The following is a 26,781-nucleotide window of genomic DNA, read 5'->3' as shown; positions in this document are numbered from 1 at the left end:
AAGAACAGAGGGGGATATTTTTATGCAACGGAGACGCTATTCAATCGAGTTCAAACAACAATTGATCCAGGAAGCCCACGAAGTAGGAAACGCTAGCCAAGTAGCCAGACGGCATGGGATAGACCCTAAAATGCTGTATCGATGGATACGTGACTCCAAACACGCAGATTGGCAGAATACGTCTTCCGAAGCTAAAGCTGTAACAAGCTATACACCAAGTCCAGGAGAGTTTCGGGAACTGGAAACGGAGAATGATAAACTGAAGAAATTACTGGGAGAAAAGGACTTGGAAATCGCGATCCTTCGTGATCTTGTAAAAAAGGTGAACCCAGCTTATCGGACAAAATGGAGATAGCCGACAAGTGGATACAGCTGGGGTACACAGCCAAACTAGTGCTACGTATTGTCGGCATCCTGGAAGCAACCTACTATTACCGAAAAAACAAAGCCTCCCAAAAACCTCGCGTTTATCACGGAGGAAGACCTATACCCGGTTATTCGTTGTCAAAAGACGGACAACCTGTCAGTGACGAACAAATCAAAGAATGGCTATCATTTTCCTCCTCTCCGCAATCGGTCCTATATAGATTGGAGGATTCTTGCTGTTCCGTTTGTTGCTTTGCTGTTCTACCATCCAATGTATATATAAAAAGGAATTAAAACCCATCACCACAGATATCGGATTGTTTCCATTCTTTAACAATGGACAAAAAGTCACAAACAACGATTACATATATAGGATTTTAGAACTATAAAACTTTCTACAGCCCGAAATGCAATGCGAGCAAAAAAACAGACCGCCAGCACTTTGTCTGACGGTCCTCCTGTCTGTATTCAATTGACTTTTCTTCCTCACCTCTTCTGCACCCGCAAAACCGGCACCTTCTTCTGCTCATACGTCCCCTCCAATATCCCCTCATGGATGACGTTCAGCTTGAGCAGGCTGGCGATTTTCCCGGTGTCGGCCCGGGACATGAGGCGCCAGAGGGTCGGGTCGGGCAAGGAGTTGTAGAGGCGGTCGTCGCTGTATTCCCGGCGTTCCTGGTAGCTGATCGACAGCTTGAAGTCGCCTTCCTCGGCGCTGCCGGCTTCCGCGTAGATGTCGATCAGCTTGCTTCGCAGCGCGCCAAGTTCATCCTCTACCTGCTTCTGAATTTCTTTCAGTTCGTAAAAGCGGGCGATTAGCTGTTCCATCTGCTCGTCCTCCTTGGTTTGGGCTGTTCCAATGAAGGATATGAGCGTGCAGCGGACAGTAGAACAAGACAGCCTACACAAAAAAATCCTCTCTTCCGTCTGGAAAAGGGGACGCTTCTTTGATCTTGCTGCAAACAAACAAGCTTACTTCTCGATCGTCGTGTTGATCGCTTCGCCTGGGTGTTTTACCAGGAAGGTGGAGTATTCCACTTCCCACGGGTTCCATTTGCCTGCGCCCTGGTAGCCCCAGACGGAGTTGATGCGGGAAACGGTATCCGTGTTGTTCATGCCCACGATTCGTTGTTGTCCTGCGAGTTCATAGGTTCCGTTTCCGTCCATGTCGATTGGCGTCAGCGAGCCAAACGGATACGAATATACGGTGACGTCTTCGCCGTCTGCCTGCACTTTTCCGGCTTTGTCGTACAGCTTGGCCGCCACGTAAACATCCTGGTTGGCACTTACGTCAATGCTCAACGGCTTGTCCAACTGAGCGCCTTTGCCCTCCACCTTGAAGCCATTCACGAACTTGCCTTCGTAGCGGATGCCTTCGTTTTCCTTTTCGCCAAAAATGACGGTTGGCTTGTTGTTTGCAAACGTTGCGATCACGTGATGGTAGATGCCGCCGCTGCCGCCCGTCGCTGTTTTCACGAACGCATCGGCTACGTGATCTCCGGTGAAGTCTACGAGCGTCAGCTCGCCTTCGTAGCCGCCCAGCTCCTTGATGTCTGTTGCGCTGTATGTCTTCGATTTGCCGTCTTGCACGACGATGTTCATGTTGGACGCGTAAATGTCGTCGGCTTTCTCTTTTTGTCCGACCAGAAAGACTGTATCTTCTACCTTATCGCCGTTTACATCAGCGGACTTCACGTCGATGACATAGGTGTTTTTGTCGAGCTTCAATTCGTCTGCTGCTGCGAAAAGCTTGCCTTTCTCAGAGGCGGCATGCGCTGCCTTCGTACCTGCCAGATTCAATCCTGCTACGCCTACCACTCCTGCCAATACGAGAAAGGCGGCTGGTTTCATCCATTTTTTGTTCATTGTTTTTTCCTCCCTGGTTGTTCTTGACTACATAGACAACTATAGGACGAAGCCGCTTTTTTTTCGTTACAAATGGTTTACGAATCAAATACAAAGAGGTAAAAACTCTCTATTCCGGGCGGGCTAACCAGTGGCGGCGAGCAGCCGACGGGCACACAGCGAGCAGCCAGCGGCCGGCCTTCTTCGTGCAGCGGGGCATTGCCTGCCGTAAGATGCACAAGGTGCTAACGGTAGATTTCCTCGCCAACAGTTCTTGAGGGGTTGACAGTTGCTTATAGGGCTGGCAGCCAAGCAAAAAAACATCCTTCCCCACCCGTCGAAAAGCCCCCAACTAATCAGCGACGCAAAAAACCGACCAGATATCATCATCTGATCGGTTCCTTAATCGGATCAAGCCTTGGGCGGTGGCCTATTCGCTTTCAGTCTGCGCAGCCAGCGGAGTGACGCCCATGCTTTCCAGCTTTTCGTAAATGTCTTTGAGCTTAGGATTTCCCTCGCCGACAATTTCCCCGGAAATTACGACAAGCGGATACCATAAATCTTCCTCAATGATGCGTGTCGCCCAGCTTTTGTCATCGTCTGTCTGCGGGTGTTGAAAGTCGCTGTACACGATGCGGATGCTGCCGCTGCCGTATTTGCGGGACAGAGCAGCCTGCAGCCATTCTGCCGTTTCTTTGGCCGATGGCAAATTGACGCAGCTTGCGCAGAGCTGTTCGGTTCCAAACACCTTGATTTCCACACTCATCTCATCCGCCTCCTCTCGGTTCCGTCGCTGTGCGAGATGTGTTGCGGGATTAAGACAGCGCCTGGTCGAGATCCTCGATCAAGTCTTGTACGTCTTCGATCCCTACAGAAATGCGCACCAAGCCGTCCGTAATGCCCAACTCGGCGCGGCGCTCTGCCGGGATGGAGGCGTGTGTCATGCGGGCAGGCACGCTGATGAGGCTTTCGACAGCTCCCAGCGATTCAGCCAGCGTGTAATACTTCACTTTTGCCAAAACTTCATCGGCGCGTTCAGCGCTGCCGACGTCAAACGAGATCATGCCGCCGAAGCCGCGCGCTTGTTTTTGAATCAGCTCATGCCCGGAGTGGCTGGACAAGCCCGGATAGATGACCCGTTTGATGTCGCTGCGCTCGGACAGCCATTTTGCCAATGTGCGCGCATTGTGCTCGTGCTCTTCCATGCGAATGCCAAGCGTTTTCATGCCGCGCAGAAGCAGCCAGGAATCTTGCGGGCCGAGGACGCCGCCGATCGCGTTTTGCACGAAATGCAGGTCTTCTCCGATCTGTGCATCTTTGGCGACAACCAGACCTGCGACGACGTCACTGTGGCCGCCCAAATACTTCGTTGCGCTGTGGAACACGATGTCTGCGCCCAGATCGAGCGGATTTTGCCAGTATGGCGTCATGAACGTGTTGTCGACGACGAGCAGTACGCCTTTTGCCTTGGCGATGTCCGCCAGCGCGCGAATGTCGCTTACTTTCAGCAACGGGTTGGTCGGCGTCTCCATGATGATCGCTTTTGTTTCCGGGCGAATGGCTGCCTCTACCGCTTCCAGATTGCTGGTGTCGACGTAGCTTGCTTCCAGGCCCATGCGGGAAAAGACGCGGGTCACTACGCGATATGTACCGCCGTACACATCGTCGCCGACTACGAGATGATCGCCCTTGCTGAACAGGGAAAGAATCGTGGACAATGCCGCCATGCCGGAGCCAAAAGCAAAGCCGCGGGCGCCGCCTTCGATTTCTGCAATGTACGTCTCCAGCGCGTGGCGCGTCGGGTTGCCGGTACGGGAATATTCAAAGCCTTTGTGAACGCCGATTGCTTCCTGCTTGTACGTGCTCACCTGGTAAATCGGAACGGAAACCGCCCCTGTATGTGGATCTCCATCGATTCCGCCGTGGATCAGCCGAGTTTTGATGCGCATCTTAGATTCCTCCCTGGTAAATTTTTTTGCTCAGATAGCGTTCGCTGCCATCAGCGAACAAGGTGACGATGTTCGTGCCTGGGGCTGCTTCTCTCGCTTCGCGCAGAGCCGCTGCCATCGCCGCTCCGGCAGAGCTGCCGACGAGCAAGCCTTCTTTGGCGGCGAGCTGCTTGACCAGATCGAATGCTTCCACATCGAGAATGGTGTGAATCGCGTTGAAGTAGCTGGTGTCCATGAACGGCGGCAAAAACTCCATGCCGATGCCTTCCGTTTTGTGCGGACCAGACTCTCCCCCGTTCAGGATCGAACCCTCCGGCTCCACAATCACGGTCTTAATGTTCGGATTTTGCTCCTTCAAATAGCGGGCTACGCCCATGAATGTACCGCCGGACCCGGCACCTGCGACAAACACATCCACTTGGCCGTCCATTTGGCTCCAGATTTCCGGGCCTGTCGTCTTGTAGTGGGCGTCGGGGTTCGCCGGATTTGCGAATTGCTGCGGCACGAACGAGCCTGGAATCGACGCGGCCAGCTCCTGTGCCTTGGCGATTGCTCCTTTAATGCCCAGCTCGGTCGGGGTATTCACAACCTCGGCTCCAAGCGCGCGCATCAGCTCCTGCTTTTCCTCGGAAAACTTGGCCGGGACGCAAAAAATGACTTTATAGCCGGTTCCTACAGCGGCGAGTGCCACACCAATTCCTGTATTCCCTGCTGTCGGTTCGATAATGGTGCCCCCTGGCTTCAGTTGGCCATTTTCTTCAGCGGCGCGGATCAATTCCATGCCCAGTCTGTCCTTCACACTGCCGCCTGGATTAAAATATTCCAGCTTGGCAAACAAGCGTACTCCCTCGGGAAGCTCAAACTGTGTAATTTCGACGATTGGCGTATTGCCAATCAGTTCCTTCACATTGCGAAATACGTTCACGAAAATCTGACTCCTTATGTTGAAGTACTTGCTTTTTCATTATAACATGCTGCTATTGCAAAAAGTCCATGCGGTTCACATTGATTATACTTCTGGCGTGAAAGTGCTAACAGGGCATGTAAGCCATGGATTTATCGCCAGCGTACGATTATAATAAAGGAGAGTTGGAAAGGAGTGAATGTAACATGGATATGATGGATCAAGTACAAGAAGTTCTCGATAAACTGCGCCCTTACCTGCAACGTGACGGCGGTGACGTACAACTTGTTGACGTAGAAGATGGCATCGTGAAGCTGCGCCTGATGGGTGCATGCGGCAGTTGCCCTTCCTCCACCATCACCCTGAAAGCAGGGATCGAACGCGCACTGGTGGAAGAAATCCCAGGCATCAAAGAAGTGCAACAAGTATTTTAATCCAGGCGCACAGCCATGAAAGCAGCTACCGTCTTCGGCGTAGCTGCTTTTTTTATTTTCGCAGGGCGAATGCTCCCACGCTCTTGCCTGCTTTTCTCATCCCTTTTTCCAAAAAGGCAATGACCCGCTCCGCGTACTCATCCGGAAGCAAAGCGAAGCTGCGCACGTGCCCGGCGTGCGGAACGAGCCAAATTTGCGAGTCCTCATCCTGTGCCAACGCGTGCAGCCGCTTGCTGTTTTCCGCGGGCACAGTCGAGTCTTTGGTCCCATGAATGAACATGATCGGCTTTTTCGCGCGGCTTACGATTTCATACGGCTTGACATGGCGCGGATTCGCGCGGAGCAAAACCGGGCTCAAGGTCAAAATCAGCCAGCTAAAAGGAAAGCGCGGCAGGCCCGTCCATTGCGGCAAATTTTCCTCCAAATATTCCCTGAGCGAATAAAACGGAGAGTCTGCCACAACAGCCGCAATTCTTGGGTCCGCCCCGCCGACGAGAAGCGACGTCGCTGCCCCCATGGAAAAGCCGATGAGGCCGATCGTCTGTCCCGGCTTTTTCGCTTCGGCAAAATCTATGGCGCCGAGCAAATCCTGCTGTTCGCGCAACCCGATCGTGGTCAACGATGGGCTGGACTGGCCGCTGTTGCGGAAGTCGAACATGAACACATCATAGCCGGCATGCACCAGCTTTGCGGCGAGCGCCAGCGCGGGCAGATGCGGCTCCTGCCTGTTCTGGCTGTAGCCGTGGGCAAAAATCACTGTCCGGCCATTTGGCGTTCGCCCATTTTGGGTAGCGGACAGATACCAGCCCGCCAGTGAAATCCCTGCCTCTCTGCTTGGGAATACCACCGCCTCCGCTCCCTCGATCCCGAAGTCTTGCGGGTCCATGTCGATCGGCTTGCGCACGGGATGAGTCAGACGCCAGGTGACATGCAAGGCTATAGCGGAAGCCGCTACGACTGCCAAAAGCAACAGCCCCGCCGCCAGGATCAACACAGTGCTCATAGCGCGGTCAACGGCTCCTTCCCGCTCAGCACAGCGACGATGTTGTCTGCCGCCAGCCGTGCCATCTCATCTCGCGTCTGGATCGTGGCGCTGCCAATATGCGGGAGTGCGACTACATTTGGCAGGGACAAAAGCGGATGGTCGAGCGGAACCGGCTCCTGTCTAAATACGTCCAGCCCCGCCGCCCATATTTGTCCGGAAACCAAAGCCTCGTACAAGGCGGCTTCGTCGACGGTGCCGCCCCGGGACACATTCACGAAGACAGCCGACTTTTTCATCAGGGCAAATTCTCTTCCCCCCATCAAATGCCGCGTCTCTTCTGTCAGCGGCGTCAGCAGCACGACGTAGTCCGACTCCTGGAGCAGCTCATCCAGCCCGGCCAGCCGCGCTCCCGTTTTTGCCTCCGCCTCTTCCTTGCGATTGCGGTTGTGATACAAAATGCGCATGTTGAAGCCCGCTGCTCGCCGGGCAACCGCCTCGCCGATCCGTCCCATGCCGATAATGCCCAAGGTCGTTCCGTACACGCTTTGCCCGGCCATCAGGTACGGGCTCCACGAGGTCCATTCTCCGGCGAGCAAAAAACGGTTCGCTTCCGTCAATCTGCGGCCAGTCGCCAAGAGCAGCGCAAACGCCAAATCCGCCGTCGCCTCTGTCAACACGTCAGGCGTGTTGGTCACCGTGACCCCTCGTCTTTTACAGGCGGCCACGTCGATATTGTCATAACCTACAGCCATATTCGCAACGATGCGCAGCTTCTTCGCACGGCGCAAAAGCTCCTCATCCACCCGTTCGGTCAGCATGGTCAGCACCGCGTCCGCTTGCTCGATCTCTTCCAATAGCATCGCGCGCGGCACTGGAGTATCTCCCTCCCACACGCTGACATGGGCTACTGTCTCCAGCATGGCTATGACTTCATTGGTCAGTTTCCTCGTGACGAATACTTGTGGCTTGCTCATTGTTTTGCCTCCACAGCCAATCAATTTGTGGAATGGACACGCCGTAATGCTCTTCGACCAGACGGGGATAGTGCCGGAGTCCTTCTTCCATTTTCGCCAGCTCGTCTTCCAGTTGGGATTGCCACGCTTCCACGTTCACTTCCTGCTTCTCCTCCAGCGGAAGCTCCTTGTAGGCTTCCACCAGCTTTAAAAAGCGGCCCGGATAGAGCATGAGCGCGTAGATCACGGCGTACTCCCCGGAAAGCAGCGGCGCAACGCTGTTGTAGCCGTCGAAAAAGTTGATCGTGGCTTCGTCATTCCAGCCGTTGCGTCTCGTTTCGGCTTTCAGCCATTGCCCCAGATCGCGAGCCCGCATGTCGAGAACCCAGTTCCATTCCCCCGCCATCAGGCGTACATCCTTCTCATTCCATAGCATATACCCTTGGTCAAAATTTTGGTAGGCTACTTTTCCAAGCCCGGCCGTTTCCTTCACGACTTTGTCGTAGCCCGCTTCCTGCAAGTACTGGACCGAGATTTCCCCGAGCTGATGCACGTACGTATAGCAGGTCAAAAGCAGCTCATCCATCGGCGTCAGCTCGACGTCCGATTCGTCCAATTCATCCCGGTACTCGTTGTAATGCCGTAGCTTTCTGCGCCACGTGCTCGGCCAGTTCCCCAGCGAGCTGTACGGAATAAACAGTTTGTCTCCGGAAAAATTTTTCGTAGCCTGATGAAATTGCGCCAGCGACTGGCCGCTTGCATAGGGCGCATTTTCCGGAACGGCCTCGCGCACTCCGCGATACAAATAGTAAAGCTGGTCGTCCTCGACAAAATGGGACTGTCCGCCAGTGGTCTTGACCAGCTTCAGCATGCGGATGTCTTGCTGCTGGCTCAAATGCTTGCGCACGCGCTCGACGAACTTGCTTTTGTACCGATAGCCGGCAGGCGCTTCGAACATGTAATACAGGCCCTGGTCGGTTTCGAGCACCTTGCTGGCGCCCGTCACGCGGTAGTTTTGCAACTGGAAGCCATATCGCTCCTGCAGCAGCTCTTTTTCCTCCATACGGGTCCATCCTCCTTGCACACCTTCTCTTGGCGCATTGTATGTCGCAAAACCGGGATAGGTGCCTATCTGGATGCAGATACTAGAAGAACTCATGATCGCCGGAAAAGGAGGAAAACCTAGATGATCGAGCATCCGCTCAACAGCGAGAGCTGCCTGGAGGTGGTCATCGGGCTTTTGGGAAAACGCGGCGTTTCCCTCGATGACATCGCCGAGATTGTGTTTTTCTTGCAAACGAAATACGTCCCCGACCTGACGATGGAGCTGTGCCTGGACAGCGTGAAGGCCGTGCTGAAAAAGCGCGAGGTGCAAAATGCGCTTCTGACTGGCATCCAGTTGGACATGCTCGCGGAGCAAAAACAACTGCTGCCGCCGCTTCAAAAAATTATCGAAACGGACGAGCCGCTTTACGGCGTGGATGAGGTAATGGCGCTTGCCATCGTCAATCTGTACGGCAGTATCGGCTTTACCAACTTCGGCTACGTCGACAAGCTCAAACACGGCAAGCTGGCCCAGCTCAACGACAAACGCTTCGGCGTCCACACGTTTTTGGACGACCTCGTCGGAGCGATTGCCGCTGCTGCTTCCAGCCGGATTGCCCATCGCCAGAAGCAGCAGGAAGAGTGCCTAGAGCGAGATGCGTAGCTGCCACTCCGGCAAGTCTTTGGCGATATGCGTCGGCTGCACCGCGTGGCGGGCAGCTTCTTCCCGCGTCGAATAGCCTGTCAGGACGAGCAGGCTGTCCAGGCCGCTGTTTGCTCCAGCTTCAATGTCGGTGAACAGGTTGTCGCCGACGATCAACGTCTCGGATGCCTCTGTGCCGAGGACGGAAAGCGCGTAGCGCACGATGATCGGCTCCGGCTTGCCGATGACGATCGGCTTCGTAGCGGATGCGACCGACACGGCGGCAACGAGCGAGCCGTTTCCTGGAAACAGTCCGTTGTCTGTCGGCAGCGCGGCATCTGCATTGGTCGCGATAAAAGTAGCGCCTGCGCGGATGGCGCGGGTAGCGATCGTCAGCTTTTCGTACGTGAAGGCACGGTCGATTCCAACGATGACGTAGGCAGGATCGTCTGCTGTCAGCCTGAAGCCTGCCGCTTCCAGTTGTGACAGCAAACCTTCCTCGCCAATCGCATACACGCTTGCCCCTGCGGGCGCCTTTTCTTGCAAATATTCAACAGTCGCCATGCTGGTCGTATATACATCCTGTGCGGTTGCCTCAACTCCCATCCCGCTCAGTCGCGCTGCCACGCGCTCGGCCGATGCGGACGAATTGTTGGTCAAAAACAGGTACGGAATGCGGTTCGCTTTCAAGTAGCGGACAAATTCGGCAGCGCCGGGAATCGACTCATTGCCGCGGTAAATGGTTCCATCCAGATCAATCAGGTAGCCTTTGTACGGTTTCATGTTGCTTCTCCTCCATCCAGTCTGATCTATCTCTGTTGCCAAAACTTCTGGCCTTCCTTTACGATACCCGCTTTTGCGCCATTTGACGAGCCGCCCGTCTGCTTTTGCCCGCCAAAAAAGGCAGGAAAACGGGCTCTGCCGCTTCCTGCCTTCGTCTCGCTACCTGGCTTTTTTCCACTGCTCTACGATCTTCTCGGTCCATGCTTTTACCTGTTCGCAAGACAGCACTTCGACCAGTTCTGCTTGCGGGGTCAGCGCATTGTGAACCGGAACGCAAAAAGACAAATCCCATGAGCGCGTAAACAGATGAAAGTTGTTTTGCACCATCGACAGCCGCAGCCTGATCCCCGTCGATGTCTCCGGGTGCAGGGCCACGACCTCCAGATCGTCTTCGCTGCCCAGCACGATGTTCACAAAATGCAGATTGTCGATCTGTTCCTCCAGCTCCTCGATCAGTCGAAGCAGTTGCTGATTTTATCTCAGCTCGATTCTCGCCTGCTGCAGTACCTCTCCCATCCCCACTCACTTTCCTCCTTTTTCTTCTCTACTTTAAAATTGGATAGTGGCAAGGAAAATCCTGTAAGTTACAAACAACAGCTTTAGCCGGAGGGGAAAACGAAGCCGCTACCACCTGCCACAAGTTCTGTTTTTTCCCAGCAAAAAAGCCACCCTGCACCGAATCGTACAAAAGTGGCGATCATTGACACTGTTTTTACGCTTTTTTGATTTCAAACACGCACTTGTCTCCGCCTTTTGCCATGCAGGACGTTTGCTCCACGTCGGCTTTCAGCACCCGGCGAAACAGCGACAGCTCACAGGTGCAGGCCTGATTGAATTCGCGCGCGACCTGGGCGATTGGACAGTTGAACTCCTGGATGCGATACGTGTTTCCATCCGTATCCGCTTCCCACTCGACCATGTAGCCTTTTTCGTTTTGCAGTTCGGCAAGCTTGGCCACGCGGTCCCGCAAGTCTCCTTGCATATGGGCGCGATACGTTTCCTCCAGGCGATTTTCGCGGCGGCGGAACAGCATTTCGACTTTTCCCGGCCCGTCAATCTCCTTTAAGTCTTGCAAAAAGTCGAGCGTTAAATGAGAATAATTGCGCGGAAACAGCTCATCTGCTTCCTGCGACAAGGAATATACGTTGGTTGGTCGTCCCATCGCTTGCCTCACAAGCGTAGACTTAATCAGATTGTCTCTCTCCAGGGTGTTCAGATGGCGTCTTACCGCCATTTCTGTAATGCCAAGATCGACGGCCATGTCGCTGACAGAGAGTGAGCCTTTTACCTTGAGCATGTGCAGGATTTGGTCACGAGTGGACGTCCCCTCGTTTGTCATACGTATCACCGTCCTTTCTACTTATTGTAGCGGATCGGCACGCTTTAGTAAACAAACGAAAGTGTTTTGTATAAAAAATCCGCTTCTCCATTTTCTAGAACAATTCTTTCTGCAAAAACGCACGCACATGCGGGTCAAACTGCCGCATCGCTGCCACGGCTTCGTTCACCAGCGCGAACATTTCCTCCGCCGGAACGCTCGTATAGTCAATGACCAGATGCTTGCGGAAATCAACAACGCGGGTCAGAATCGCCGCCTGCTCATCGGTAACGACTTGCTCGTCGCGCAAAATTTCTACAATATCACTGTAGCTGCCAGGATCGCGCATGATAAAGCCGTCGATCAGCGCATTTCCGACATCGACAATTCCTTCGATGGACAAGTGCAGGGCTCGCTCCATCGCTGCAACAGCCACTTCGTCCGACAAAACCGCTTCGGCTCCCCGTTCCCTGAGCTTGTCCAGCAGATCAAGCATGCGAGACATATAGGACAATACTTGGTCAATTCGCTTTGTATTCACGTCGTACATGAGATTCTCCTTATTTTCGCTTTTTTGCTTTTCGTTTTGCATAATAGGTAGTAAACACAAACGTCAGCACCAGGACGAGAAGGACCAATTCCCCTTCCTGCAAATAGGAATTGCTCACGGCTTTCACCTCTTTTCCTCCAACAGTATACCAAATTTGTCCCGGCTGTCACGAATCAGCTTGTACTTTATGTTACAATGATGGGGTGAATTTTTTGCCGGCATAAAGGGAGGAACACAACTGTGGAACGCGAACTGGCATTGGAAATCGTGCGGGTGACAGAAATGGCTGCCCTCGCCTCGTCACACTGGATGGGACGAGGAAAGAAAAATGAAGCGGACGGAGCAGCGACCAGCGCCATGCGCGCCATGTTTGACACGATCAACATGAGAGGGACGGTCGTCATTGGCGAAGGCGAGCTGGACGAAGCCCCGATGCTGTACATTGGCGAAAAGCTCGGCCACCCGGATGCGGTCGGCCCGGAGGTAGACGTCGCCGTAGACCCGCTGGAGGGAACGACGATCGTCGCCAAGGGACACAACAATGCCATGTCGGTGATCGCTGTCGGTGACCGCGGAACCTTGCTGCATGCCCCCGACATGTACATGATGAAAATGGCGGTTGGCAAGCGGGCTGCGGGAAAAATCAACCTTTTCGATCCCGTGGATAAAATGATAGAAGTAGTAGCCAAAGCGAACAACAAACGCGTTCAGGATGTGACCGTCATCATCCAGGAGCGGGAGCGGCACCAGGACATCATCGACACCGTCCGGGAAAAAGGCGCGCGCGTCAAGCTGTTCGGCGACGGCGATGTCGGCGCAGCGATTGCCGCCTGTCTGCCGCATACAGGGATTGACCTGTTTCTCGGAATCGGCGGCGCACCGGAAGGCGTCATCAGCGCGGCGGCGATCAAATGTCTCGGTGGCGACATGCAGGCGATGCTCAAGCCGCAAAACGACAGCGAGCGGGAGCGCTGCATCAAGATGGGGCTTGCCAATCCGGAGCAGTTGCTGACGTTGCACGATATGGTAAAAGGAGACGACGCCATCTTCGCGGCAACAGGGGTATCGGACGGCGAGCTGCTGCAGGGAGTCCGCTACTTGGGCGACGACATGGTGGAGACGCACTCCATCGTCATGCGCGCCCAGACGAAAACGATCCGTTTTGTCCGCGCTTTGCACAATATCGAGCACAAACCAAATCTGGCATGGAAGTAGAGGAGCGTATTTATGGCGAATGACTTGTTTTATTTGTACGACGAATCGGAGGACACCAAAACGCGATTTGTCAGCTTCACAGGCGAAGCGACCCGCTTCGACCTGGCTATCACGACGACCAACCGTTTTTACGGCAAAAAGCTCGTCATTAACATCCAAAACGGCCGTTCTGCCATTATCGGGCACGACGATCTGGAGGAAGAAGGCTATCTCGAATTTGCCTTTAACTTGAACGAGCAGGAAGCGGAAGAGCTGAAAACCTTTTTGGAAACTGTGATTTAACATCCGTCTTCTGCATGTCCCAAGCCCATCTCGAAACGAGCCTTTCGGGATGGGCTGTTTTGTGCCCAAATCCATGAGGACAACTCTCCACACAGGCGGATGTCTCGTATAATGCTACTGCACGTACAGACAAACGAGAGGAGTGCAGTCGCACCATGCAATCTTATCAAGCTGACGATCAACAACTTCAGGCTCACCAGGCGGAAGACCAATACCAGACGATTCCGGAAGATCAGGCGCACCCCGTCTTCTTTCGCAGAAGAAGAAACGACAGCGGGTTCCCTCTCATCATCCCGCTCCCTTATAGCTTCTATCCGCCCTATTACTATCCGTACCCGTATCCATACTCGTATCCGTACTATCCATATCCGTACCAGCCCTATCCGTTTTTCGGCGGATACGGGTTCTAACGCTAAGAGCTGAGATGGTATAAAAAGGGGTTGTTCCAAAGGGGAAAATCCGCTCATTTCTCAAAATCAGCAGCATGATCGACCAAGGTTTTTGAAATGGAAAAGGGGCATCTCCAAAGCCGAAAAATCGACTTGGAGACGGCCCCTTTGGCTGGTAAGTACGGGAAAATACCCCTTTACTCTCTTGTGTCCTGCGTTGATGGAACGTCATTTTTATATGAAATAACCCCTAAGGTTATCACTCCCTTTTTCTTGCAGAAAAGCACATTTATAACTATACATCGACATTCAGAAAGTTGGCGGTTGAAAAAATTTGAATAGTAAAAAAAATCATCCTCTTTTGAGGATGATTTTTCTCCATGTTTATCCGCGTTTACCCGCCAACACCGTGTTCATATTGGATAACGGTTCCTTTTGGGATTGGTGCTTGTCCACTCGTAACGCTACTATACAGTCCCAAAACTAAAACGATTGCTAGCAAAATCGACTTCTTCATTTCGTATCCCCTCCATGATTTGCTTGTATTCCGTTTTTTGTTGATCTGTTGCGTGTGGTCGGAAAGCTTCGAATAGTGTCACACAACGAATGAAATCGCTGTCATTCTTCATGATAGTGGCTAAAACCAGACAACGTAAAATATCATGGTCTTACATTCCCCCATATTTCCTCCCCCCTTCTTCGCACGAATATACAAATTTTACTACATTTTACAAAAAACGAGCAGATGCATGTAAATATTTTACATAAAACGACTGGCGTTTTGCAAGATTTGTTCAGTCTACGAATCAAAAAAACAAAGCCGCTTTCCTCAAATGAAAAAGAAGCCGGAGAAAAACGCGTTGTTTTTCCCAGCTTCTTTTTTGTTTGTCTTCCTTATGTGTCACGCCTCGGCGTGCTTTGGCCTTGTCCGGTTGGAACTTTGTCGCGCTCGCGATTGGGACGCGACTGGTTCGGGCGCTTCTCCCGCGAGGACGAGTCCTTGCCGTTTTTCTCCGGCTTATCCTTGTGAAACTTCGGCTTGTCCGAGCGCTCATTGCGGCCTCCGGACCGCTCGTTGGCGCCTCCGTTGTTTCGTTCCTGGCGCTCCTGCCTGTTTTGGCGCGGATGAAAACGGCGCCGCTCCTTGCGCTCGACAATCAGCGGAGAATTGTCGCCACGGGATGCGTTCTGGCGGATATCGAGAATGTTATCCTGATTCTCGTCCTGGCCGTCCTGTTCCGGGCCGTTGTTGCCGACCGCCGCTTTTACTTTGCGCAAGACAAAGTACGGGCAACCAAAGTTGCAAAACTCGTGCAGGTACTCATCCAAAGCGGCGATCCGCTGCTCGAACGGTACTTTGCGGTTGGAATCTGTATAAAATCCCCGCAAACGAAGCTGTCCATAGCCCCAGTCTCCGACGATGTAATCGTATTTGTCGAGGATATCGCTGTAACGCTCCCTGAATGCTTCCGGATTCCAGCCGTCGCGATTTTCTTCCATGACTTCATAAGTACCGGCTTGCGTGCGAATCAAGTCCGCTTCCTCCTTACACTTGTGTACTTTCGTCCATCTTATCACATTTCAAACAGCAAGAGATAAAATTCCCACGAAAACTGCGCAAGCCCCCTGGACATTCTATCGTGTAGGGGGTGTTACCATTGAAAAAGACATGGTTGTATCCTGCGATTGCAGGCATTGCTCTCTTGGCTTCCGCATGTGCGAACAACGCTGCGCCGAACTACACGCATCCAAACCAGACCGCTCCTCACGTCACAAACGTTGACGAGCTGCATGTCCGCAACTACGACGGCGTGCGCTCCGCAAACTTTGACGGACTGCACGTCCGCAACGGTGTCGGTCTGAACAACACGCCGGGCGTCGATAACGGCCTGTACCCGAATGGGACGTATCCACGGGCGAACGTCAACAACTACAACGCCTACACCAGTGGCATGCGACCTTACAACGCCTTTACCGACCATAACGACGGAGTGTTGGGCACGCCGAATGGAATGAACCATTCCATTTATCAAAAGCGGGCCTGGAATCGCGCAGGAGCCGGCATCATGCAAACCGGCATGCCGAAAATGGGCTACGTCCAGACAAACCGGGCAGGCATGAAGACCGCTGGCGCCCAAAACGTCTACGTAGACCGCGACGCTCTGGCGCAAGCAGTCGGCAACGTCACCACGAGCTGCCCTGGCGTTCAGCGTTCTACTGTCCTGGTGACGGATGAAGAAATTTTCGTCGGTCTGAACACCCAGGGAGTAGACCCGCGCACAGCCAAAAACCAGGCGAAAATGAATGCGCAGTCGATCTCGCCACGCTATTACAAGGTGTATGTGACGGACAACCCGAATGACATTCAGGAAATTGTCCGTGTCGCCAGCCGTTCCAGCAATGTGCATACAGCGCGTACCGAGGATGCTGCGAGCATCGATACGCTCATCAAGCGCATGGGCGGCGTAACAGACGGCGAGCAAGCAAAAAGCATGAACACTCAAAAGAACGCGAATGCGACTCAAAAAGCGAAAATGGGTACAACCAGTCGCTAAGGCGAATCTCCCCTGTATAGAGAAGAACCCCCTTTTGCAGCGATTCCTTTTCGCATGCAATGAGGGGGTTTTTCTTCTTATTACTGACCTTGCGCCTGTGGCAAGGCCTCCTTGGCAATCGTTTCCTTCGCGGCATTCGCCTGTTCGTGTGCGTGGTACGAGCTGCGCACGAGCGGCCCTGCTTCCACGTGGCTGAAACCGCGCTTCATGCCTTCTTCCTTCAGGCGGGCAAATTCGTCCGGATGGTAGTAGTGCTCGACCTTCAGATGCTTTTTCGTCGGCTGCAGGTACTGGCCGATCGTCATGATGTTGACATCCACGGAACGCAAATCGTCCATGGTTTCGATCACTTCTTCAAGCGTCTCCCCGACTCCGATCATCAGGCTGGACTTCGTCGGAATGTTCGGCTGGAATTCCTTCGCCTTTTTCAGCAGCTCCAGCGTCCGGTCGTACTTGGCGCGTGCCCGCACGCGGTCAGACAGGCGGCGGACTGCCTCAATATTGTGGTTCAGCACGTCCGGCTTCGCGTCCATCACAAGCTTGAGCGCATCCCAATTCCCTTGGAAGTCCGGAATCAGCACTTCCACAGAGGCAAACGGCAGACGGCGGCGAATCGCCCGAATCGTCTCCGCAAAAATTTGCGCGCCTCCGTCTTTCAGATCATCACGGGCAACGGAGGTGACGACGACGTGCCGCAAACGCATTTGCTCGGCAGCTTCTGCCACGCGTTCCGGCTCGGCCACATCAAGCTCTGTCGGCAATCCGGTTTTTACGGCACAAAACCGACAGGCACGGGTACATATATCACCCAAAATCATGAACGTAGCTGTACCGCTGGCCCAGCACTCATGAATGTTGGGACATTTTGCTTCTTCGCAAACGGTATGTAGTGTCTTGCTGCGCATGGTTTGCTTCAGCTCTTTGAAGCTGGCGAGTTCTGGTCCTGAAACAAGGTTGATCTTGAGCCACTCCGGCTTGCGTTGCGTCATAGGGCCCACTCCTCATGTATCTTGGTACGAGACATAATCAAACTCCATTATAGAGGTTGGAATTACAAGGGGCAACCTCTTTCACAAGTCAGGTAACAATTACCCGAGCTGATGCGCCTTGTGCCAATCCGATCCGCGCAAGAGCGGCGCAAGCAAGCGCTGCTCCCGTTCGTGGCAAGTAAACAGAAAGACCTGATGCTGCTCCGCCAGCTTGGCGATGTACGCCAGCGTCCGCTGCAGGCGCTCGTCATCGTAGTGGACAAAATGGTCGTCCAGAAACAGCGGCAACGGCTCTGTCCGTTTGCTTATGTGCTGCAGCAGGGCGAGCCGCTGCGCCAGGTAGAGCTGATCGGCCGTTCCCGTGGAGCATTGCTCGTGGCTGACGATCAGGTTGCGCGTCGGCTCCAGCAGCCGCACCGCGAAGCCCTCTGTCGGGTCGAGCCGCACGTCGCGGTAGGCTCCCCCCGTAATTTGCGCCATCACCTCGGAAGCCGTCCGGTTCACATCCGGGGAAACGTCGCGCTTCCATTCGCCTTGCGCCTCCTGCAACGCATCCCGCGCAAGCTGGAGGGCGTCCCGGCGCTGCAACAACCGACGCAGCGCAATAGCAGCCTCTTCGTATTCGTCTCTGGCTCTCGCTACGGACACGCCTTCATGGGCGGCCATCTCTCCGTAGGCGCGGGCGATTTTTTCCCGCAGCTCTTGCAGCTCGTCCTCCATCCGGGACAACTGCGCCAGACAGTCGCTCTCTGCTTCCTCGCGCTGCCGCTTTTCCTGCCGCAAAATCGCTCGCACCGCCTCGCCCCAGTCGGCTTGCAGCATTTCCTCCCGCTTTGCTTTGGCCAGATCGCTCTCCAGCCGGACGGCCCGCTGCTCCTGCGCGCTTCTTTGTAGCTCTTCCCTTTTTGCCAGAAAAGTATCCCAATCCCGAACATCCCAGCGCTCCAAAAGGGACGCCCATTCAGCGTCGATGGCGGCAATCTCCTGCTGCAGCCGCTCGCTTTCTTGCAACTGCTCGCTGGCGGCAACAGGCGCAACAGCATGTCCGCTCCCTTTTGCCCGCAGCACGAAAATCCCGAGTGCGAGCAACAGCAAGCTCAAGCCGAGCGAACTGCCGCCAAGGACGGGATGCCCCGTCGCCAGGCCGACGGCGCCGAGGATAGCAAATAGCCCAGCGCCGCCCCACAGGCGTACGGCTCCCTTTTTGCGCTTGGCCCGATTCCCTTGCCGCTGCGTCCGCGCCTGGCTGCGCGTCCCGGTGGACAGGGCAAGCACAGCCAGCTCGGCCAGCCGCATATGCCGCTGCTCCCGCGCTTTGCGCAGCGAAGTGCCGCGCTCGTAATCCGCTTCCAGTTCGCCCAGCGCTTGACTCGCCGCTGTTCCCTGCGCACCGTCTGGCGTCTGCTCGTCCCATGCCATGATCGAGCTGCGCGCTTTTTCGTGCAGTTGCCGCTCCTCTTCGCTCGCAGCCCGCGCAAGCCACCATTGCCAATCTTGCGCGTCGATGGGCGAATAGCTTCGCTGCCAGCTTTCTTGCCAAAGCTGATCCTGCTCCTGCCACTTCTGCATACGTTCCCGCAGCCGGATGCGCCGCTGTTCGAGTCTTTCGCGCTCCTCCTCCCAGAGCTGGATCGATTGCGTCAGTTGCCGGATCAGGCGCCATGCCGCTTCGGCGTGAGCCAGCTCCTGCTCCTTGCTCGCTGCGCGCGACGCCGCTTTGCCCAACAGCGTGTTTTCCGCCCGCTCCTTTTTGCCGATGCTTACAAGCTCCCGGTCCAGCTCCGCCAAAACGGCGTGGACGTGCGGGCTTGCCTCCTGTGCATCTGCAAAAGCAGGCATGAGATGCTCGGCAGCTTCCAGCGGCTCCCGTCTGATCCAGGTCAAATCCGTAAACAGGCTGCGGGTAAGCCCCAGATGCTTTTCCAGAAAGTTCCGCTCCTTGCGCCGATCCTCCATGTACACGTCTGTCAGCTCCGTCCACTCCGGGTCGAGAAACAGGCGTGCCTGCTCCCTTTCTTTCGCCAGCGTCCGGTGCAAGCGGTACTTCTTGCCCCCGAGCTGATAGGTGACGATCGTCTCGTAGTCCCCCTGGTGCCAGGGGCGGTATTTTTCATAGGCAGGCAAATAGCGCGCCGTTTTGACGTAATCGCGCTTCATCCCGTACAGGGCGGCGAAAATGGCTTGCAACAGCGTCGACTTCCCCGCTTCGTTGGGAGCGTAAAACAGGTTCAGTCCGGGAGCGAAGCGAAAGTAGGCTCCTTGCCATTTTCCAAACCCCGTAAGCGATATTTCCTCGATCCTCAACGGATGCTCCCCCCAATCCGCGCGAGCGCCTCCTGCCTCGCCAGCCGGGCAATTTCGCGCTCTTCGTCGTTTCTGGCGCTCGCCTCGGCCTCCGCCAGCTTGGCGAGCCATTTGCCCCATACGCCGCCTTCTGCCACCAGCTTGTCTGCGTCGATGTCAGGCCACGTCTCGTCTGTGATCGCCAGTGAAAAAAATCGCGAAAAGCGCTGCTCCAAGACGGAAATCGCCGGCACAAAATGAGCGGCCCGCTCTCCGGTCAAGGTCACGTACACAAGATCCGTGCTGGCGATTTCCGCAAGCTGCGCGTTCATCACCTCGACGAGCTGCTCGGTCGTTTCCGCCCCGGCGGCGTGAATCGTCACTTTGCGAACCTGGCGCTGGCAGACCGGAAGCGCCTGCAGCGTCAACCTCCCGGCGTCATCCAGCTCGCCGTACAGCACAGAGCGCTCTCCCGCTTCCTTGCTCGTCAGCCCTTCCGGCGAGCCGGGATAGGCGGCGAGCGGCTGCCTTGTTTGCGGGTGCACAAATTGCTCCGGCTTGTGAATATGGCCGAGCGCCACGTAATCCATTCCGGTTTCGACCAGCTCCTGCAACGTAACCGGAGCGTACGGCTGGTGCTCGTCCCCTGCCCTGTTCAGGACGCTGGCATGAAGCACCATCAGGTGGTGCCGATAGCCGTCCAGCTTGCCTGGAAAAGAGGCGAGCGGCGACTCGTAGACATGCGGCTGCCCAAATCCCCAGCCGTAGACGACGCATGACTTTTCCGGAAACTCAAAAGCGCCCCACTCCGGCGTAAACCAGTACACGTTGCCCGGCCACTCCAACGTCTGGTAAAACGAATCCGGCCGCCACGGATCGTGGTTTCCCGGCGCGATGCAGACCGGGATCGGGGCGATGCTCGCAAACAGGTCGCGCAAAAACATGGCCGTGGAGCGCCTGCCCCCGTGATATTCCAGCAAATCTCCGGCAATCAGCCAAAAGTCGGCCTGCTTTTCTGCAACCAGATCGCGAATCGTTTGCAGGGTGCGGCGAAAATCATCCTGCCGAAGCTCGTAAAGATCCGCCAGCATATGTAAAGGCGCGTCCAGATGGACGTCCGCCGTATGAATGAATGACAACACGAACCGATCAACTCCTCGCATGACAAACCGAATCGGCAAATGGTACACTTTGGACAACGAATCAGTAAATAGACGAACATACTTTCCCTATATGATACAGAGGAAATGACTGGTTGAAAAGGAGTGTTTCTCGTGCGCATTGCGTATTTGGACTGCTTTTCGGGAATAAGCGGCGACATGCTTTTGGCCGCGCTCGTCGACGCCGGGGCTGATCGCGACCGGATCGAGCAGGAGTTGCGGAAGCTTCCCGTAGGAGATTTCCGTCTGGAGTGGAAAAAGGTCGTCAAAGCAGGCGTCTCCGCGCTGAAGCTGGACGTCGTGGACGAGAGCCAGGCTCCTGCCCTTCCGCTCAAGCCGTTGAAGGTGCTCGGCAACGATCACGAGCACCGCAGCCACAAAGACATCGTGGACATGATTCAGGCAGCCGGGCTGGCCCCGCGCGTAACGCGCCGCTCGCTGGCTATTTTTGAAAAAATCGCGATCGCCGAAGCGAAAATTCACAACGTCCCAGTCGATACTGTCCATTTTCACGAGGTAGGGGCGCTCGACTCGATCGTCGACGTCGTAGGCATCGCGCTCGGACTGGAGGAGCTGGACATCGGGCAATTGCATTGCGGGCCGATCCCGACAGGCAACGGCTACGTGCGCTGCGCCCACGGTCTTTATCCGGTTCCGGCCCCCGCTACCATGGAGCTTTTGGTCGGCATACCGCTGCGCGAGACGCGGATCGACAAGGAGCTGACCACTCCGACCGGAGCGGGTGTTGCCGCCGCGCTGGTCGAGCAGTTCGGCCCGCTGCCGTCCATGACCGTCGAGGCTATCGGCTACGGCGCAGGAACCCGCGACTTGCCCGACCAGCCGAATGTGCTGCGGCTCTTGGTCGGACGCCGCTAAACGCAAAAAAAACTTCCGTCGACATTCGGCGGAAGTTTTTGGTTTGTCTATCCGTTAGCGCAGCAGGCGGAGAAACTCGCGCATGAAGCCGGGCAAATCCGGCCATGCATGACCAGACACGAGATTGCCGTCTACGTGGAGCGTTTCTTTTTCGTAAATCGCGCCCATCGCCTCTACGTCCGGTCTGCACGCCTGGTAGGCGGTCAGCTTGCGACCGGCGAGATGCTCGGACACGATCGCAAGCACTTGCGAGCCGTGGCAAATCGCCGCAACTGGTTTGTTCGCCTCAAAAAAATGGGCGACGATCGGCTTTAGGCTTTCGTTCAGCCGGATGTACTCAGGCGCTCGCCCGCCGGGAATAATCAAGGCGTCGAAAGCTTCCGGATTGATGTCGGAGAACGCGGCGTGCGCAGGCAACTGATAAGCAGGCTTTTCTGTGTACGTCTCGCTGTGTGCTTCAAAGTCATGGCAAACGGTGTGCAGCGTCTTCACGCTGGGCGCGGCAATCACGGCTTCGTAGCCTTCTTCCAGCAAACGGTAATACGGATAGAACACCTCCAGTGCCTCTACGGCATCCCCTGTCACGATCAACACTTTTTTGCTCATCACACGAGCCTCCTCCATACATGTTTGGTTGGATACTCCACGTTTTCAATTCTTTGGAGGCACGTCTCGCTCCTGCCTTTCTGTCCATTTTTTAACAGAACTTTTACGGGTCGCCAATTCCAGCGCTTCCTGATGCACCTGCTTCAACGAAACGCCATTGGCTCGGGCAACCGCCGCGCAGCTCTCGTACTCCGGCGCGACCTGCACCCGCTGACCCCGATGGTAGCCGAGCTTGACCGCGACTTCGCCCCAGCTCGTCTCTACGCGGACATGGCGTCGCGCCAGGCGATGGCAGGCCACAGGGAAGTAGCGGATGCCAAACGTCGTCGTTTCCTCGAACAACAGCGTTTTCATCGCGTCCAACTGGCTTGCATAGCACATGACCTGCACCATGGTCCCCGGCCTGCTTTTTTTCATCGTGACTGGCAAAAAATGAACGTCGTTGGCCCCTGCCTTGAAGCATTGCTCCATGAGGTAGGCGAGCCACTCCGGACTGGCGTCGTCCACATTCGCTTGCAGCAGCAGCATGCCTTCGTCGATATGCTCATCGGCATGCTGCCTGCGCTCGCGAAAAACGGGGATCGCGTCCTCGCCCTCACTCCTGCCGTCTGATGCAAGCAAAAGCACCGCTGTGCCGTCTTCGTCATGCTCCACCTGTAGCAGCTCGCCTTCCAGCGTCCGCAGCGGCTTTGCGCCCATCACTTGCAGCCAGAGCATGGCGACTGCCGAAAAGTCTCGCGCTGCGTCCAATCCATCCGTCTCCCGCACGACAAGCCCGGATGCGAGCGACAAAACTTGCGGCGACAGGCCGAATGGCACGGCAAGCGGCTGCACATACAGCTCTCCCCCGCACGAGCCGGCGCCATGGTCTGCCATCAGCTCGCGCAAGGCAGCCGTCTCCCGCTGCCAGCGCTCCTCCTCCATATACGGGCGATACGGTTCCGCCATGTCCAAAATGCGCCCGGCGTCCACCGCGTCACCTGCCGAAAACGCAGACGATCCCGCACACTGTCTGCCTGCAATGCGCTGCAGCGGCTTCACGAGCGACTCCAGGAAGAGCGGGCCATTTGCCCGAATGACCAGCTTCATTTTTTCTCCCTCCGTTTTTGAAAAAGCATTTCTTCCTTGCATCATACACCAGAAGCTTGCGCTGCGCGGAGAAGTTCAGCGGCCGCTTCCAAAAAGTCTCGCGGATAATCCGCAGAGACTGGCAGAAACTACAACGGAAACTACCCGGGCTGGAGGGAGTCGGCATGCGAGTTTTCCGCCTCATCATTCAGATCAGCTTATGCGTGGCAGCAGTCATTTCGCCGCTGGAATCTGCCTTCGCCAAAGGCTCCTCTGCCAACCAGGCAGACCCTCTCCTGCGGGAACGGCTGCAGCTTTTTTGGCGCATGGAGTCTTTGTACGGCATTCCCTGGAACTATTTGGCGGCTATCGATCAGTACGAGCGCACGATGAAAATACGCAAAAAGCAAACGGACAACCAGGCATCGTCCTCGCGGCTGACTGCCGTTGATATCCCGAGTGATCGCTGGACGGGCAGCATGAACCCCGACCAGGAGGACACGAATCCGGTGTCGATCCAGTTTTTCGGCGGGATGGGCATGGACGGCGACGGGGATGGACTCGCCGACCGCAACAACGATCTCGACGCACTCACTTCTCTCATTCATTACCTGGCGCAGTACGGCTTTTCTGCGGATGACTGGCAAATCGGCGTCTGGTCTTACTACCAGCGGGATCGCTCGGTGAAAACGATCCGGCAGTTCGCGCAGGTGTACGAAAAATACCAGCACCTACAGTTGGACGAGCGTCATTTTCCCATCCCGGCGAGGTACGATTACAGCTACCGCAGCACCTGGGGAGACGCGCGCGGCTGGGGAGGGCGGCGGATTCACGAAGGCACCGACATTTTCGCCCGACACGGGACGCCCGTGCTCTCCACAGCTTACGGAGTGATCGAGGTCATCGGCTGGAACCGCTATGGCGGCTGGCGGATCGGCATGCGCGACATGGGCAATGTGTATCATTACTTCGCCCACCTGTCGTCGTTCAAAAAGGGACTGAAGCCCGGCGACATCGTGGAGCCGGGGCAAGTGATCGGATACGTCGGCAGCTCCGGCTACGGCAAGCCTGGCACCGCCGGAAAATTCCCGCCCCACCTGCACTACGGCATGTATCGGGAGACTGGGGGAGCTGACTGGGCTTTCGACCCTTACCCGTATCTAAAGCGCTGGGAACGACAAAGGAAGCGGTAGCACAGCCGCTTCTTTTTTGTGTGCCCATTCGGGCGTTGACAGGAGCAAGACGGACGCATTACAATCAAATCAAAATTTGGACGATCGTCCAAAAACGAGGTGCACAGCATGACTCCCCCTTCGAAAAGCCAGGCGAAAGCCGAAGCGAAGCGGGCCTTTTTGATCGAGCAGGCGACGATCTGCCTCGCGGAAAAAGGCTATGCCCACGTCTCCTTGCGCGATATCGCCAAGGAATCCGGCGTCTCGCTCGGCATCCTGCACTATTATTTTGCCAGCAAGGAAGAATTGCTGCTCGAAGTGATCGCCAGCTACAAGGAACGCTTCATCGCCGAGCTGGAGCGCGAAGTGGTTGCCGCTCCCCTGGACAACTTTTTCCCGGCTCTCGCTGCCGTTCTCGGCCGCAGCCTGCTGGAAGACCGCAAGCTGCATCGGCTCTGGTACGATTTGCAGGCGCAGGCGCTGTACACACCTGTCTTTTTGGAGCAGGTGCACCACACGCGAAACCGGCTGCACGACCTGATTGCCCGCATGCTCAAGCGGCTGCAGACGGAGCGTGGAGCCGCGCTTGCCGTGGACGTGAGCGCGGCAAGCTCGATCCTCTATTCCTTGATCGACGGCATGATCTTGCAATGCTTGCTGGACGAATCCCGGACGGCCGCAGAAGCGATCAGCCGCTTTCAGCTTGCTCTCCACCATGTTCTCGAGTCGCTTTTTTCTTCTGGTTCACCTGCCACCCATCCTGTCGAACGAGGTGATTGATAATGTCCGTACTCCCTCTGCGCAATCCGGCCACTGGCGAGACATTCGGCTCCGTGACTGAAGCCAGTCCCGCCCAGGTAGACGCGGCAGTCGCCAAAGCCCGGCTCGCCTTTGAAGCGTGGTCCTCTACCTCCCTGTCCGAACGGCTGCGCTACTTGACGCGCCTGCGCCACTATCTCGTCGAGCACGGCGAAGAACTGGCGGAAAAAATCAGCCAGGCCACCGGAAAAGTGACCATCGAAGCGTACATGACCGAAATTTTTGTCACTGCCGATACGATCCGCTTTTACGAGAAGCACGCGCCGCAAATGCTGGCTGCCCAGCCCGTGCCGACCCCGCTCGTGCTCTGGCCGAAAAAATCGTACATTCACTACAAGCCGATGGGGGTAATCGCGGTCATTTCGCCGTGGAACTATCCGTTTCAACTGGCGATCATCCCGATGCTGTCCGCGCTTGTCGCGGGAAATACGGTCATTCTCAAACCGTCCGAAGTCACCCCTTCTACTGGCCTGCTCATCGAAGAGCTGTTTGCCGTTGCCGGGCTGCCGGAAGGAGTCGTCACCGTCCTGCACGGGGGACGCGAGGTCGGCAGTCGGCTGGTGGCGGCCCGCCCGGACAAAATCTTTTTTACAGGCTCGGCCGCCACAGGCAAAAAAATTATGGCCGCAGCAGCGGAGCATCTGATTCCGGTCTCGCTGGAGCTGGGCGGAAAAGACCCGATGATCGTCTTCGAAGACGCGAATCTGGAGAGGGCGGCAAACGGAGCGATCTGGGGCGCTTTTACGAACTCCGGCCAGGTGTGCATGTCCGTTGAGCGGCTGTACGTGCACGAGCGTGTGTACCCCGAGTTTTTGCGGTTGGTCACGGAAAAAACGAAAGCGCTGCGCCAACGGTTTCCCGCTCAGGCGGAAGTCGGCTCGATGACTTCGCGTGAGCAGCTCGGCATCGTCCGGGCGCATATCGAGGAAGCGCTCGCCGCCGGAGCCAAAGCCGTCACAGGCGGGCTGCCGCAAACCGACAGCATGTTCATCCCCCCGACCATCCTGACAGACGTCACGCCGGACATGAAGATCATGCGGGAAGAAACATTCGGCCCTGTCCTGCCGATCATGACGTTTTCCGACGAGGCAGAAGCTATCCGCCTGGCAAACGAGTCGCCCTACGGCCTGAATGCGTCTGTCTGGTCGTCTGACAAACAAAGAGCGCAGCGCGTAGCAGAAAAGCTGTTGAGCGGCAACGTGTGCATTAACGACGTCATCATCAGCTACGCCAATCCGCACCTCCCGTTCGGCGGGGTCAAAGAGAGCGGCATCGGCCGCTACCGCGGGCCAGCCGGGCTGCAAGCGTTCACGCACAGCATCTCGGTCATTCACGACCCCGGCTCGAAAAAACGCGAGTTCAACTGGTACCCGTACACAGAAGACCAGCAGTTGATGTTCAGCGGCTTGACCCGTTTTCTGTACGGAAAGCGGCCAAAATGGGACCGCCCGACGCTGAAAGCGATCTGGCGGGAGCTGAAACGGTTGCGATAACGCGAGCGGCCACGCTTACTTGATCGTGCCGTAGCCGAGTATATCGAGCTTGACCTTGATGTTGAATCCGGCCTGCTGATAGAGCGCGAGCCCTTTTTCC

Annotated in this window: 30 protein-coding genes; 12 read left to right on the top strand and 18 right to left on the bottom strand. The window is 55.8% G+C overall.

The window, feature by feature from the left end:
* Positions 1–22 precede the first annotated feature (22 nt).
* Complete coding sequence (locus BA6348_RS07605) at positions 23–355, top strand: transposase (RefSeq protein WP_005837502.1); 333 nt, start codon at positions 23–25, stop codon at positions 353–355.
* A gap of 497 nt (positions 356–852) precedes the next feature.
* Here BA6348_RS07605 and BA6348_RS07600 read toward each other — a convergent pair whose 3' ends face one another.
* The 5 genes from BA6348_RS07600 to cysK form a co-directional block, all read right to left on the bottom strand.
* Positions 853–1,194, bottom strand: a complete 342-nt coding sequence (locus tag BA6348_RS07600) for a hypothetical protein (RefSeq protein ID WP_122952383.1) — start codon at positions 1,192–1,194, stop codon at positions 853–855.
* A 144-nt stretch (positions 1,195–1,338) separates the two neighbouring features.
* Entirely contained in the window at positions 1,339–2,232 is an 894-nt protein-coding gene (locus tag BA6348_RS07595; protein ID WP_122952382.1) for a hypothetical protein, read from the bottom strand.
* 409 nt (positions 2,233–2,641) lie between these two features.
* Positions 2,642–2,977 carry a YuzD family protein gene (locus BA6348_RS07590; protein ID WP_005836047.1) on the bottom strand — a complete coding sequence of 112 codons (336 nt, stop codon included), beginning with the start codon at positions 2,975–2,977 and terminating at the stop codon, positions 2,642–2,644.
* Between the two features lie 49 nt (positions 2,978–3,026).
* On the bottom strand, positions 3,027–4,160 hold the full coding sequence (locus tag BA6348_RS07585) for a bifunctional cystathionine gamma-lyase/homocysteine desulfhydrase (RefSeq protein ID WP_005836046.1): 1,134 nt from the start codon (positions 4,158–4,160) through the stop codon (positions 3,027–3,029).
* A gap of 1 nt (position 4,161) precedes the next feature.
* Positions 4,162–5,085 carry a cysteine synthase A gene (cysK, locus tag BA6348_RS07580; protein WP_026558117.1) on the bottom strand — a complete coding sequence of 308 codons (924 nt, stop codon included), beginning with the start codon at positions 5,083–5,085 and terminating at the stop codon, positions 4,162–4,164.
* Positions 5,086–5,276: 191 nt separating this feature from the next.
* On the opposite strand from cysK, the gene BA6348_RS07575 reads away from it, so the two are divergent.
* Positions 5,277–5,498, top strand: a complete 222-nt coding sequence (locus tag BA6348_RS07575; RefSeq protein ID WP_005836042.1) for a NifU family protein — start codon at positions 5,277–5,279, stop codon at positions 5,496–5,498.
* A 52-nt stretch (positions 5,499–5,550) separates the two neighbouring features.
* Here BA6348_RS07575 and BA6348_RS07570 read toward each other — a convergent pair whose 3' ends face one another.
* From BA6348_RS07570 to BA6348_RS07560, 3 genes are read right to left on the bottom strand one after another with little or no spacing between them, the layout of a single operon-like run.
* Entirely contained in the window at positions 5,551–6,501 is a 951-nt protein-coding gene (locus tag BA6348_RS07570; protein WP_122952381.1) for an alpha/beta hydrolase, read from the bottom strand.
* Complete coding sequence (locus BA6348_RS07565; protein ID WP_122952380.1) at positions 6,498–7,457, bottom strand: 2-hydroxyacid dehydrogenase; 960 nt, start codon at positions 7,455–7,457, stop codon at positions 6,498–6,500. The genes BA6348_RS07570 and BA6348_RS07565 overlap by 4 nt, the downstream gene beginning before the upstream one ends.
* On the bottom strand, positions 7,414–8,499 hold the full coding sequence (locus tag BA6348_RS07560) for a protein kinase family protein (RefSeq protein ID WP_122952379.1): 1,086 nt from the start codon (positions 8,497–8,499) through the stop codon (positions 7,414–7,416). Before BA6348_RS07560 ends, BA6348_RS07565 begins: the two co-directional genes overlap by 44 nt.
* 123 nt (positions 8,500–8,622) lie before the next feature.
* On the opposite strand from BA6348_RS07560, the gene BA6348_RS07555 reads away from it, so the two are divergent.
* Positions 8,623–9,144 carry a phosphatidylglycerophosphatase A family protein gene (locus tag BA6348_RS07555; protein ID WP_025843829.1) on the top strand — a complete coding sequence of 174 codons (522 nt, stop codon included), beginning with the start codon at positions 8,623–8,625 and terminating at the stop codon, positions 9,142–9,144.
* On the opposite strand, the gene BA6348_RS07550 is transcribed toward BA6348_RS07555, so the two are convergent.
* On the bottom strand, positions 9,127–9,906 hold the full coding sequence (locus BA6348_RS07550; RefSeq protein ID WP_122952378.1) for a TIGR01457 family HAD-type hydrolase: 780 nt from the start codon (positions 9,904–9,906) through the stop codon (positions 9,127–9,129). The genes BA6348_RS07555 and BA6348_RS07550 overlap by 18 nt on opposite strands.
* Before the next feature lie 159 nt (positions 9,907–10,065).
* Entirely contained in the window at positions 10,066–10,320 is a 255-nt protein-coding gene (locus BA6348_RS07545) for a hypothetical protein (protein WP_122952377.1), read from the bottom strand.
* Between the two features lie 3 nt (positions 10,321–10,323).
* Here BA6348_RS07545 and BA6348_RS07540 point away from each other — a divergent pair, with 3 nt between their 5' ends.
* Complete coding sequence (locus BA6348_RS07540; protein WP_122952376.1) at positions 10,324–10,509, top strand: hypothetical protein; 186 nt, start codon at positions 10,324–10,326, stop codon at positions 10,507–10,509.
* Between the two features lie 109 nt (positions 10,510–10,618).
* Here BA6348_RS07540 and BA6348_RS07535 read toward each other — a convergent pair whose 3' ends face one another.
* The gene (locus BA6348_RS07535) at positions 10,619–11,245 is read right to left on the bottom strand and encodes a helix-turn-helix transcriptional regulator (RefSeq protein WP_005836603.1); all 627 of its coding nucleotides are present in this window, start codon (positions 11,243–11,245) and stop codon (positions 10,619–10,621) included.
* A 94-nt stretch (positions 11,246–11,339) separates the two neighbouring features.
* Positions 11,340–11,774, bottom strand: coding sequence for a DUF86 domain-containing protein (locus BA6348_RS07530; RefSeq protein WP_122952375.1), 435 nt, complete (start codon positions 11,772–11,774; stop codon positions 11,340–11,342).
* Positions 11,775–12,014: 240 nt separating this feature from the next.
* Between BA6348_RS07530 and glpX the strand changes: the two genes are divergently transcribed.
* From glpX to BA6348_RS07510, 3 genes are all read left to right on the top strand, one after another.
* Entirely contained in the window at positions 12,015–12,989 is a 975-nt protein-coding gene (gene glpX / locus BA6348_RS07520; RefSeq protein WP_005836600.1) for a class II fructose-bisphosphatase, read from the top strand.
* Between the two features lie 12 nt (positions 12,990–13,001).
* Positions 13,002–13,271, top strand: coding sequence for a DUF3055 domain-containing protein (locus BA6348_RS07515; protein WP_005836598.1), 270 nt, complete (start codon positions 13,002–13,004; stop codon positions 13,269–13,271).
* A gap of 155 nt (positions 13,272–13,426) precedes the next feature.
* Positions 13,427–13,681 carry a hypothetical protein gene (locus tag BA6348_RS07510; RefSeq protein ID WP_007777841.1) on the top strand — a complete coding sequence of 85 codons (255 nt, stop codon included), beginning with the start codon at positions 13,427–13,429 and terminating at the stop codon, positions 13,679–13,681.
* Between the two features lie 873 nt (positions 13,682–14,554).
* On the opposite strand, the gene BA6348_RS07505 is transcribed toward BA6348_RS07510, so the two are convergent.
* Entirely contained in the window at positions 14,555–15,193 is a 639-nt protein-coding gene (locus BA6348_RS07505) for a YutD family protein (protein WP_007777835.1), read from the bottom strand.
* A 125-nt stretch (positions 15,194–15,318) separates the two neighbouring features.
* On the opposite strand from BA6348_RS07505, the gene BA6348_RS07500 reads away from it, so the two are divergent.
* The gene (locus BA6348_RS07500) at positions 15,319–16,215 is read left to right on the top strand and encodes a YhcN/YlaJ family sporulation lipoprotein (protein WP_005829443.1); all 897 of its coding nucleotides are present in this window, start codon (positions 15,319–15,321) and stop codon (positions 16,213–16,215) included.
* A gap of 80 nt (positions 16,216–16,295) precedes the next feature.
* On the opposite strand, the gene lipA is transcribed toward BA6348_RS07500, so the two are convergent.
* The 3 genes from lipA to BA6348_RS07485 form a co-directional block, all read right to left on the bottom strand.
* Complete coding sequence (lipA, locus tag BA6348_RS07495) at positions 16,296–17,204, bottom strand: lipoyl synthase (protein WP_005829441.1); 909 nt, start codon at positions 17,202–17,204, stop codon at positions 16,296–16,298.
* Positions 17,205–17,303: 99 nt separating this feature from the next.
* On the bottom strand, positions 17,304–19,508 hold the full coding sequence (locus tag BA6348_RS07490; protein WP_122952374.1) for an ATP-binding protein: 2,205 nt from the start codon (positions 19,506–19,508) through the stop codon (positions 17,304–17,306).
* The gene (locus tag BA6348_RS07485; protein ID WP_025843838.1) at positions 19,505–20,629 is read right to left on the bottom strand and encodes a metallophosphoesterase family protein; all 1,125 of its coding nucleotides are present in this window, start codon (positions 20,627–20,629) and stop codon (positions 19,505–19,507) included. Before BA6348_RS07485 ends, BA6348_RS07490 begins: the two co-directional genes overlap by 4 nt.
* A 132-nt stretch (positions 20,630–20,761) precedes the next feature.
* Here BA6348_RS07485 and larC point away from each other — a divergent pair, with 132 nt between their 5' ends.
* Complete coding sequence (gene larC / locus BA6348_RS07480; RefSeq protein WP_005829434.1) at positions 20,762–21,523, top strand: nickel pincer cofactor biosynthesis protein LarC; 762 nt, start codon at positions 20,762–20,764, stop codon at positions 21,521–21,523.
* 54 nt (positions 21,524–21,577) lie between these two features.
* Here larC and BA6348_RS07475 read toward each other — a convergent pair whose 3' ends face one another.
* Positions 21,578–22,129 (bottom strand): DJ-1/PfpI family protein, encoded by a 552-nt coding sequence (locus tag BA6348_RS07475; RefSeq protein WP_005829432.1) that lies wholly within the window; start codon positions 22,127–22,129, stop codon positions 21,578–21,580.
* 45 nt (positions 22,130–22,174) lie between these two features.
* Positions 22,175–23,218, bottom strand: coding sequence for a nickel pincer cofactor biosynthesis protein LarC2 (gene larC2, locus BA6348_RS07470; protein ID WP_122952373.1), 1,044 nt, complete (start codon positions 23,216–23,218; stop codon positions 22,175–22,177).
* 164 nt (positions 23,219–23,382) lie between these two features.
* On the opposite strand from larC2, the gene BA6348_RS07465 reads away from it, so the two are divergent.
* From BA6348_RS07465 to BA6348_RS07455, 3 genes are all read left to right on the top strand, one after another.
* Positions 23,383–24,390: a M23 family metallopeptidase gene (locus BA6348_RS07465; RefSeq protein WP_005829427.1), complete on the top strand. Its 1,008-nt coding sequence runs from the start codon at positions 23,383–23,385 to the stop codon at positions 24,388–24,390.
* A 108-nt stretch (positions 24,391–24,498) separates the two neighbouring features.
* On the top strand, positions 24,499–25,149 hold the full coding sequence (locus tag BA6348_RS07460; protein ID WP_122952372.1) for a TetR/AcrR family transcriptional regulator: 651 nt from the start codon (positions 24,499–24,501) through the stop codon (positions 25,147–25,149).
* A 2-nt stretch (positions 25,150–25,151) separates the two neighbouring features.
* Positions 25,152–26,681, top strand: coding sequence for an aldehyde dehydrogenase family protein (locus BA6348_RS07455; protein WP_005829423.1), 1,530 nt, complete (start codon positions 25,152–25,154; stop codon positions 26,679–26,681).
* The last annotated feature ends 100 nt before the right edge of the window (positions 26,682–26,781 follow it).

It is taken from the genome of Brevibacillus agri, from assembly GCF_004117055.1.
In the GTDB taxonomy this organism is placed as follows: domain Bacteria; phylum Bacillota; class Bacilli; order Brevibacillales; family Brevibacillaceae; genus Brevibacillus; species Brevibacillus agri.
This window is presented reverse-complemented; position numbering and strand designations above follow the sequence as displayed.

What these genes read in the sequence shown, in the direction of transcription:
- BA6348_RS07465 (WP_005829427.1), top strand. Translation starts at nt 23,383, where the DNA reads ATGCGAGTTTTCCGCCTCATCATTCAGATCAGCTTATGCGTGGCAGCA.
- BA6348_RS07565 (WP_122952380.1), bottom strand. Translation starts at nt 7,457, where the DNA reads ATGAGCAAGCCACAAGTATTCGTCACGAGGAAACTGACCAATGAAGTC.
- BA6348_RS07460 (WP_122952372.1), top strand. Translation starts at nt 24,499, where the DNA reads ATGACTCCCCCTTCGAAAAGCCAGGCGAAAGCCGAAGCGAAGCGGGCC.
- BA6348_RS07590 (WP_005836047.1), bottom strand. Translation starts at nt 2,977, where the DNA reads ATGAGTGTGGAAATCAAGGTGTTTGGAACCGAACAGCTCTGCGCAAGC.
- BA6348_RS07570 (WP_122952381.1), bottom strand. Translation starts at nt 6,501, where the DNA reads ATGAGCACTGTGTTGATCCTGGCGGCGGGGCTGTTGCTTTTGGCAGTC.
- BA6348_RS07585 (WP_005836046.1), bottom strand. Translation starts at nt 4,160, where the DNA reads ATGCGCATCAAAACTCGGCTGATCCACGGCGGAATCGATGGAGATCCA.
- BA6348_RS07510 (WP_007777841.1), top strand. Translation starts at nt 13,427, where the DNA reads ATGCAATCTTATCAAGCTGACGATCAACAACTTCAGGCTCACCAGGCG.
- BA6348_RS07575 (WP_005836042.1), top strand. Translation starts at nt 5,277, where the DNA reads ATGATGGATCAAGTACAAGAAGTTCTCGATAAACTGCGCCCTTACCTG.
- lipA (WP_005829441.1), bottom strand. Translation starts at nt 17,204, where the DNA reads ATGACGCAACGCAAGCCGGAGTGGCTCAAGATCAACCTTGTTTCAGGA.
- BA6348_RS07535 (WP_005836603.1), bottom strand. Translation starts at nt 11,245, where the DNA reads ATGACAAACGAGGGGACGTCCACTCGTGACCAAATCCTGCACATGCTC.
- BA6348_RS07540 (WP_122952376.1), top strand. Translation starts at nt 10,324, where the DNA reads ATGCAGATTGTCGATCTGTTCCTCCAGCTCCTCGATCAGTCGAAGCAG.
- BA6348_RS07550 (WP_122952378.1), bottom strand. Translation starts at nt 9,906, where the DNA reads ATGAAACCGTACAAAGGCTACCTGATTGATCTGGATGGAACCATTTAC.
- BA6348_RS07595 (WP_122952382.1), bottom strand. Translation starts at nt 2,232, where the DNA reads ATGAACAAAAAATGGATGAAACCAGCCGCCTTTCTCGTATTGGCAGGA.
- BA6348_RS07530 (WP_122952375.1), bottom strand. Translation starts at nt 11,774, where the DNA reads ATGTACGACGTGAATACAAAGCGAATTGACCAAGTATTGTCCTATATG.
- BA6348_RS07605 (WP_005837502.1), top strand. Translation starts at nt 23, where the DNA reads ATGCAACGGAGACGCTATTCAATCGAGTTCAAACAACAATTGATCCAG.
- BA6348_RS07515 (WP_005836598.1), top strand. Translation starts at nt 13,002, where the DNA reads ATGGCGAATGACTTGTTTTATTTGTACGACGAATCGGAGGACACCAAA.
- larC2 (WP_122952373.1), bottom strand. Translation starts at nt 23,218, where the DNA reads ATGAAGCTGGTCATTCGGGCAAATGGCCCGCTCTTCCTGGAGTCGCTC.
- BA6348_RS07455 (WP_005829423.1), top strand. Translation starts at nt 25,152, where the DNA reads ATGTCCGTACTCCCTCTGCGCAATCCGGCCACTGGCGAGACATTCGGC.
- BA6348_RS07600 (WP_122952383.1), bottom strand. Translation starts at nt 1,194, where the DNA reads ATGGAACAGCTAATCGCCCGCTTTTACGAACTGAAAGAAATTCAGAAG.
- BA6348_RS07475 (WP_005829432.1), bottom strand. Translation starts at nt 22,129, where the DNA reads ATGAGCAAAAAAGTGTTGATCGTGACAGGGGATGCCGTAGAGGCACTG.
- BA6348_RS07560 (WP_122952379.1), bottom strand. Translation starts at nt 8,499, where the DNA reads ATGGAGGAAAAAGAGCTGCTGCAGGAGCGATATGGCTTCCAGTTGCAA.
- BA6348_RS07555 (WP_025843829.1), top strand. Translation starts at nt 8,623, where the DNA reads ATGATCGAGCATCCGCTCAACAGCGAGAGCTGCCTGGAGGTGGTCATC.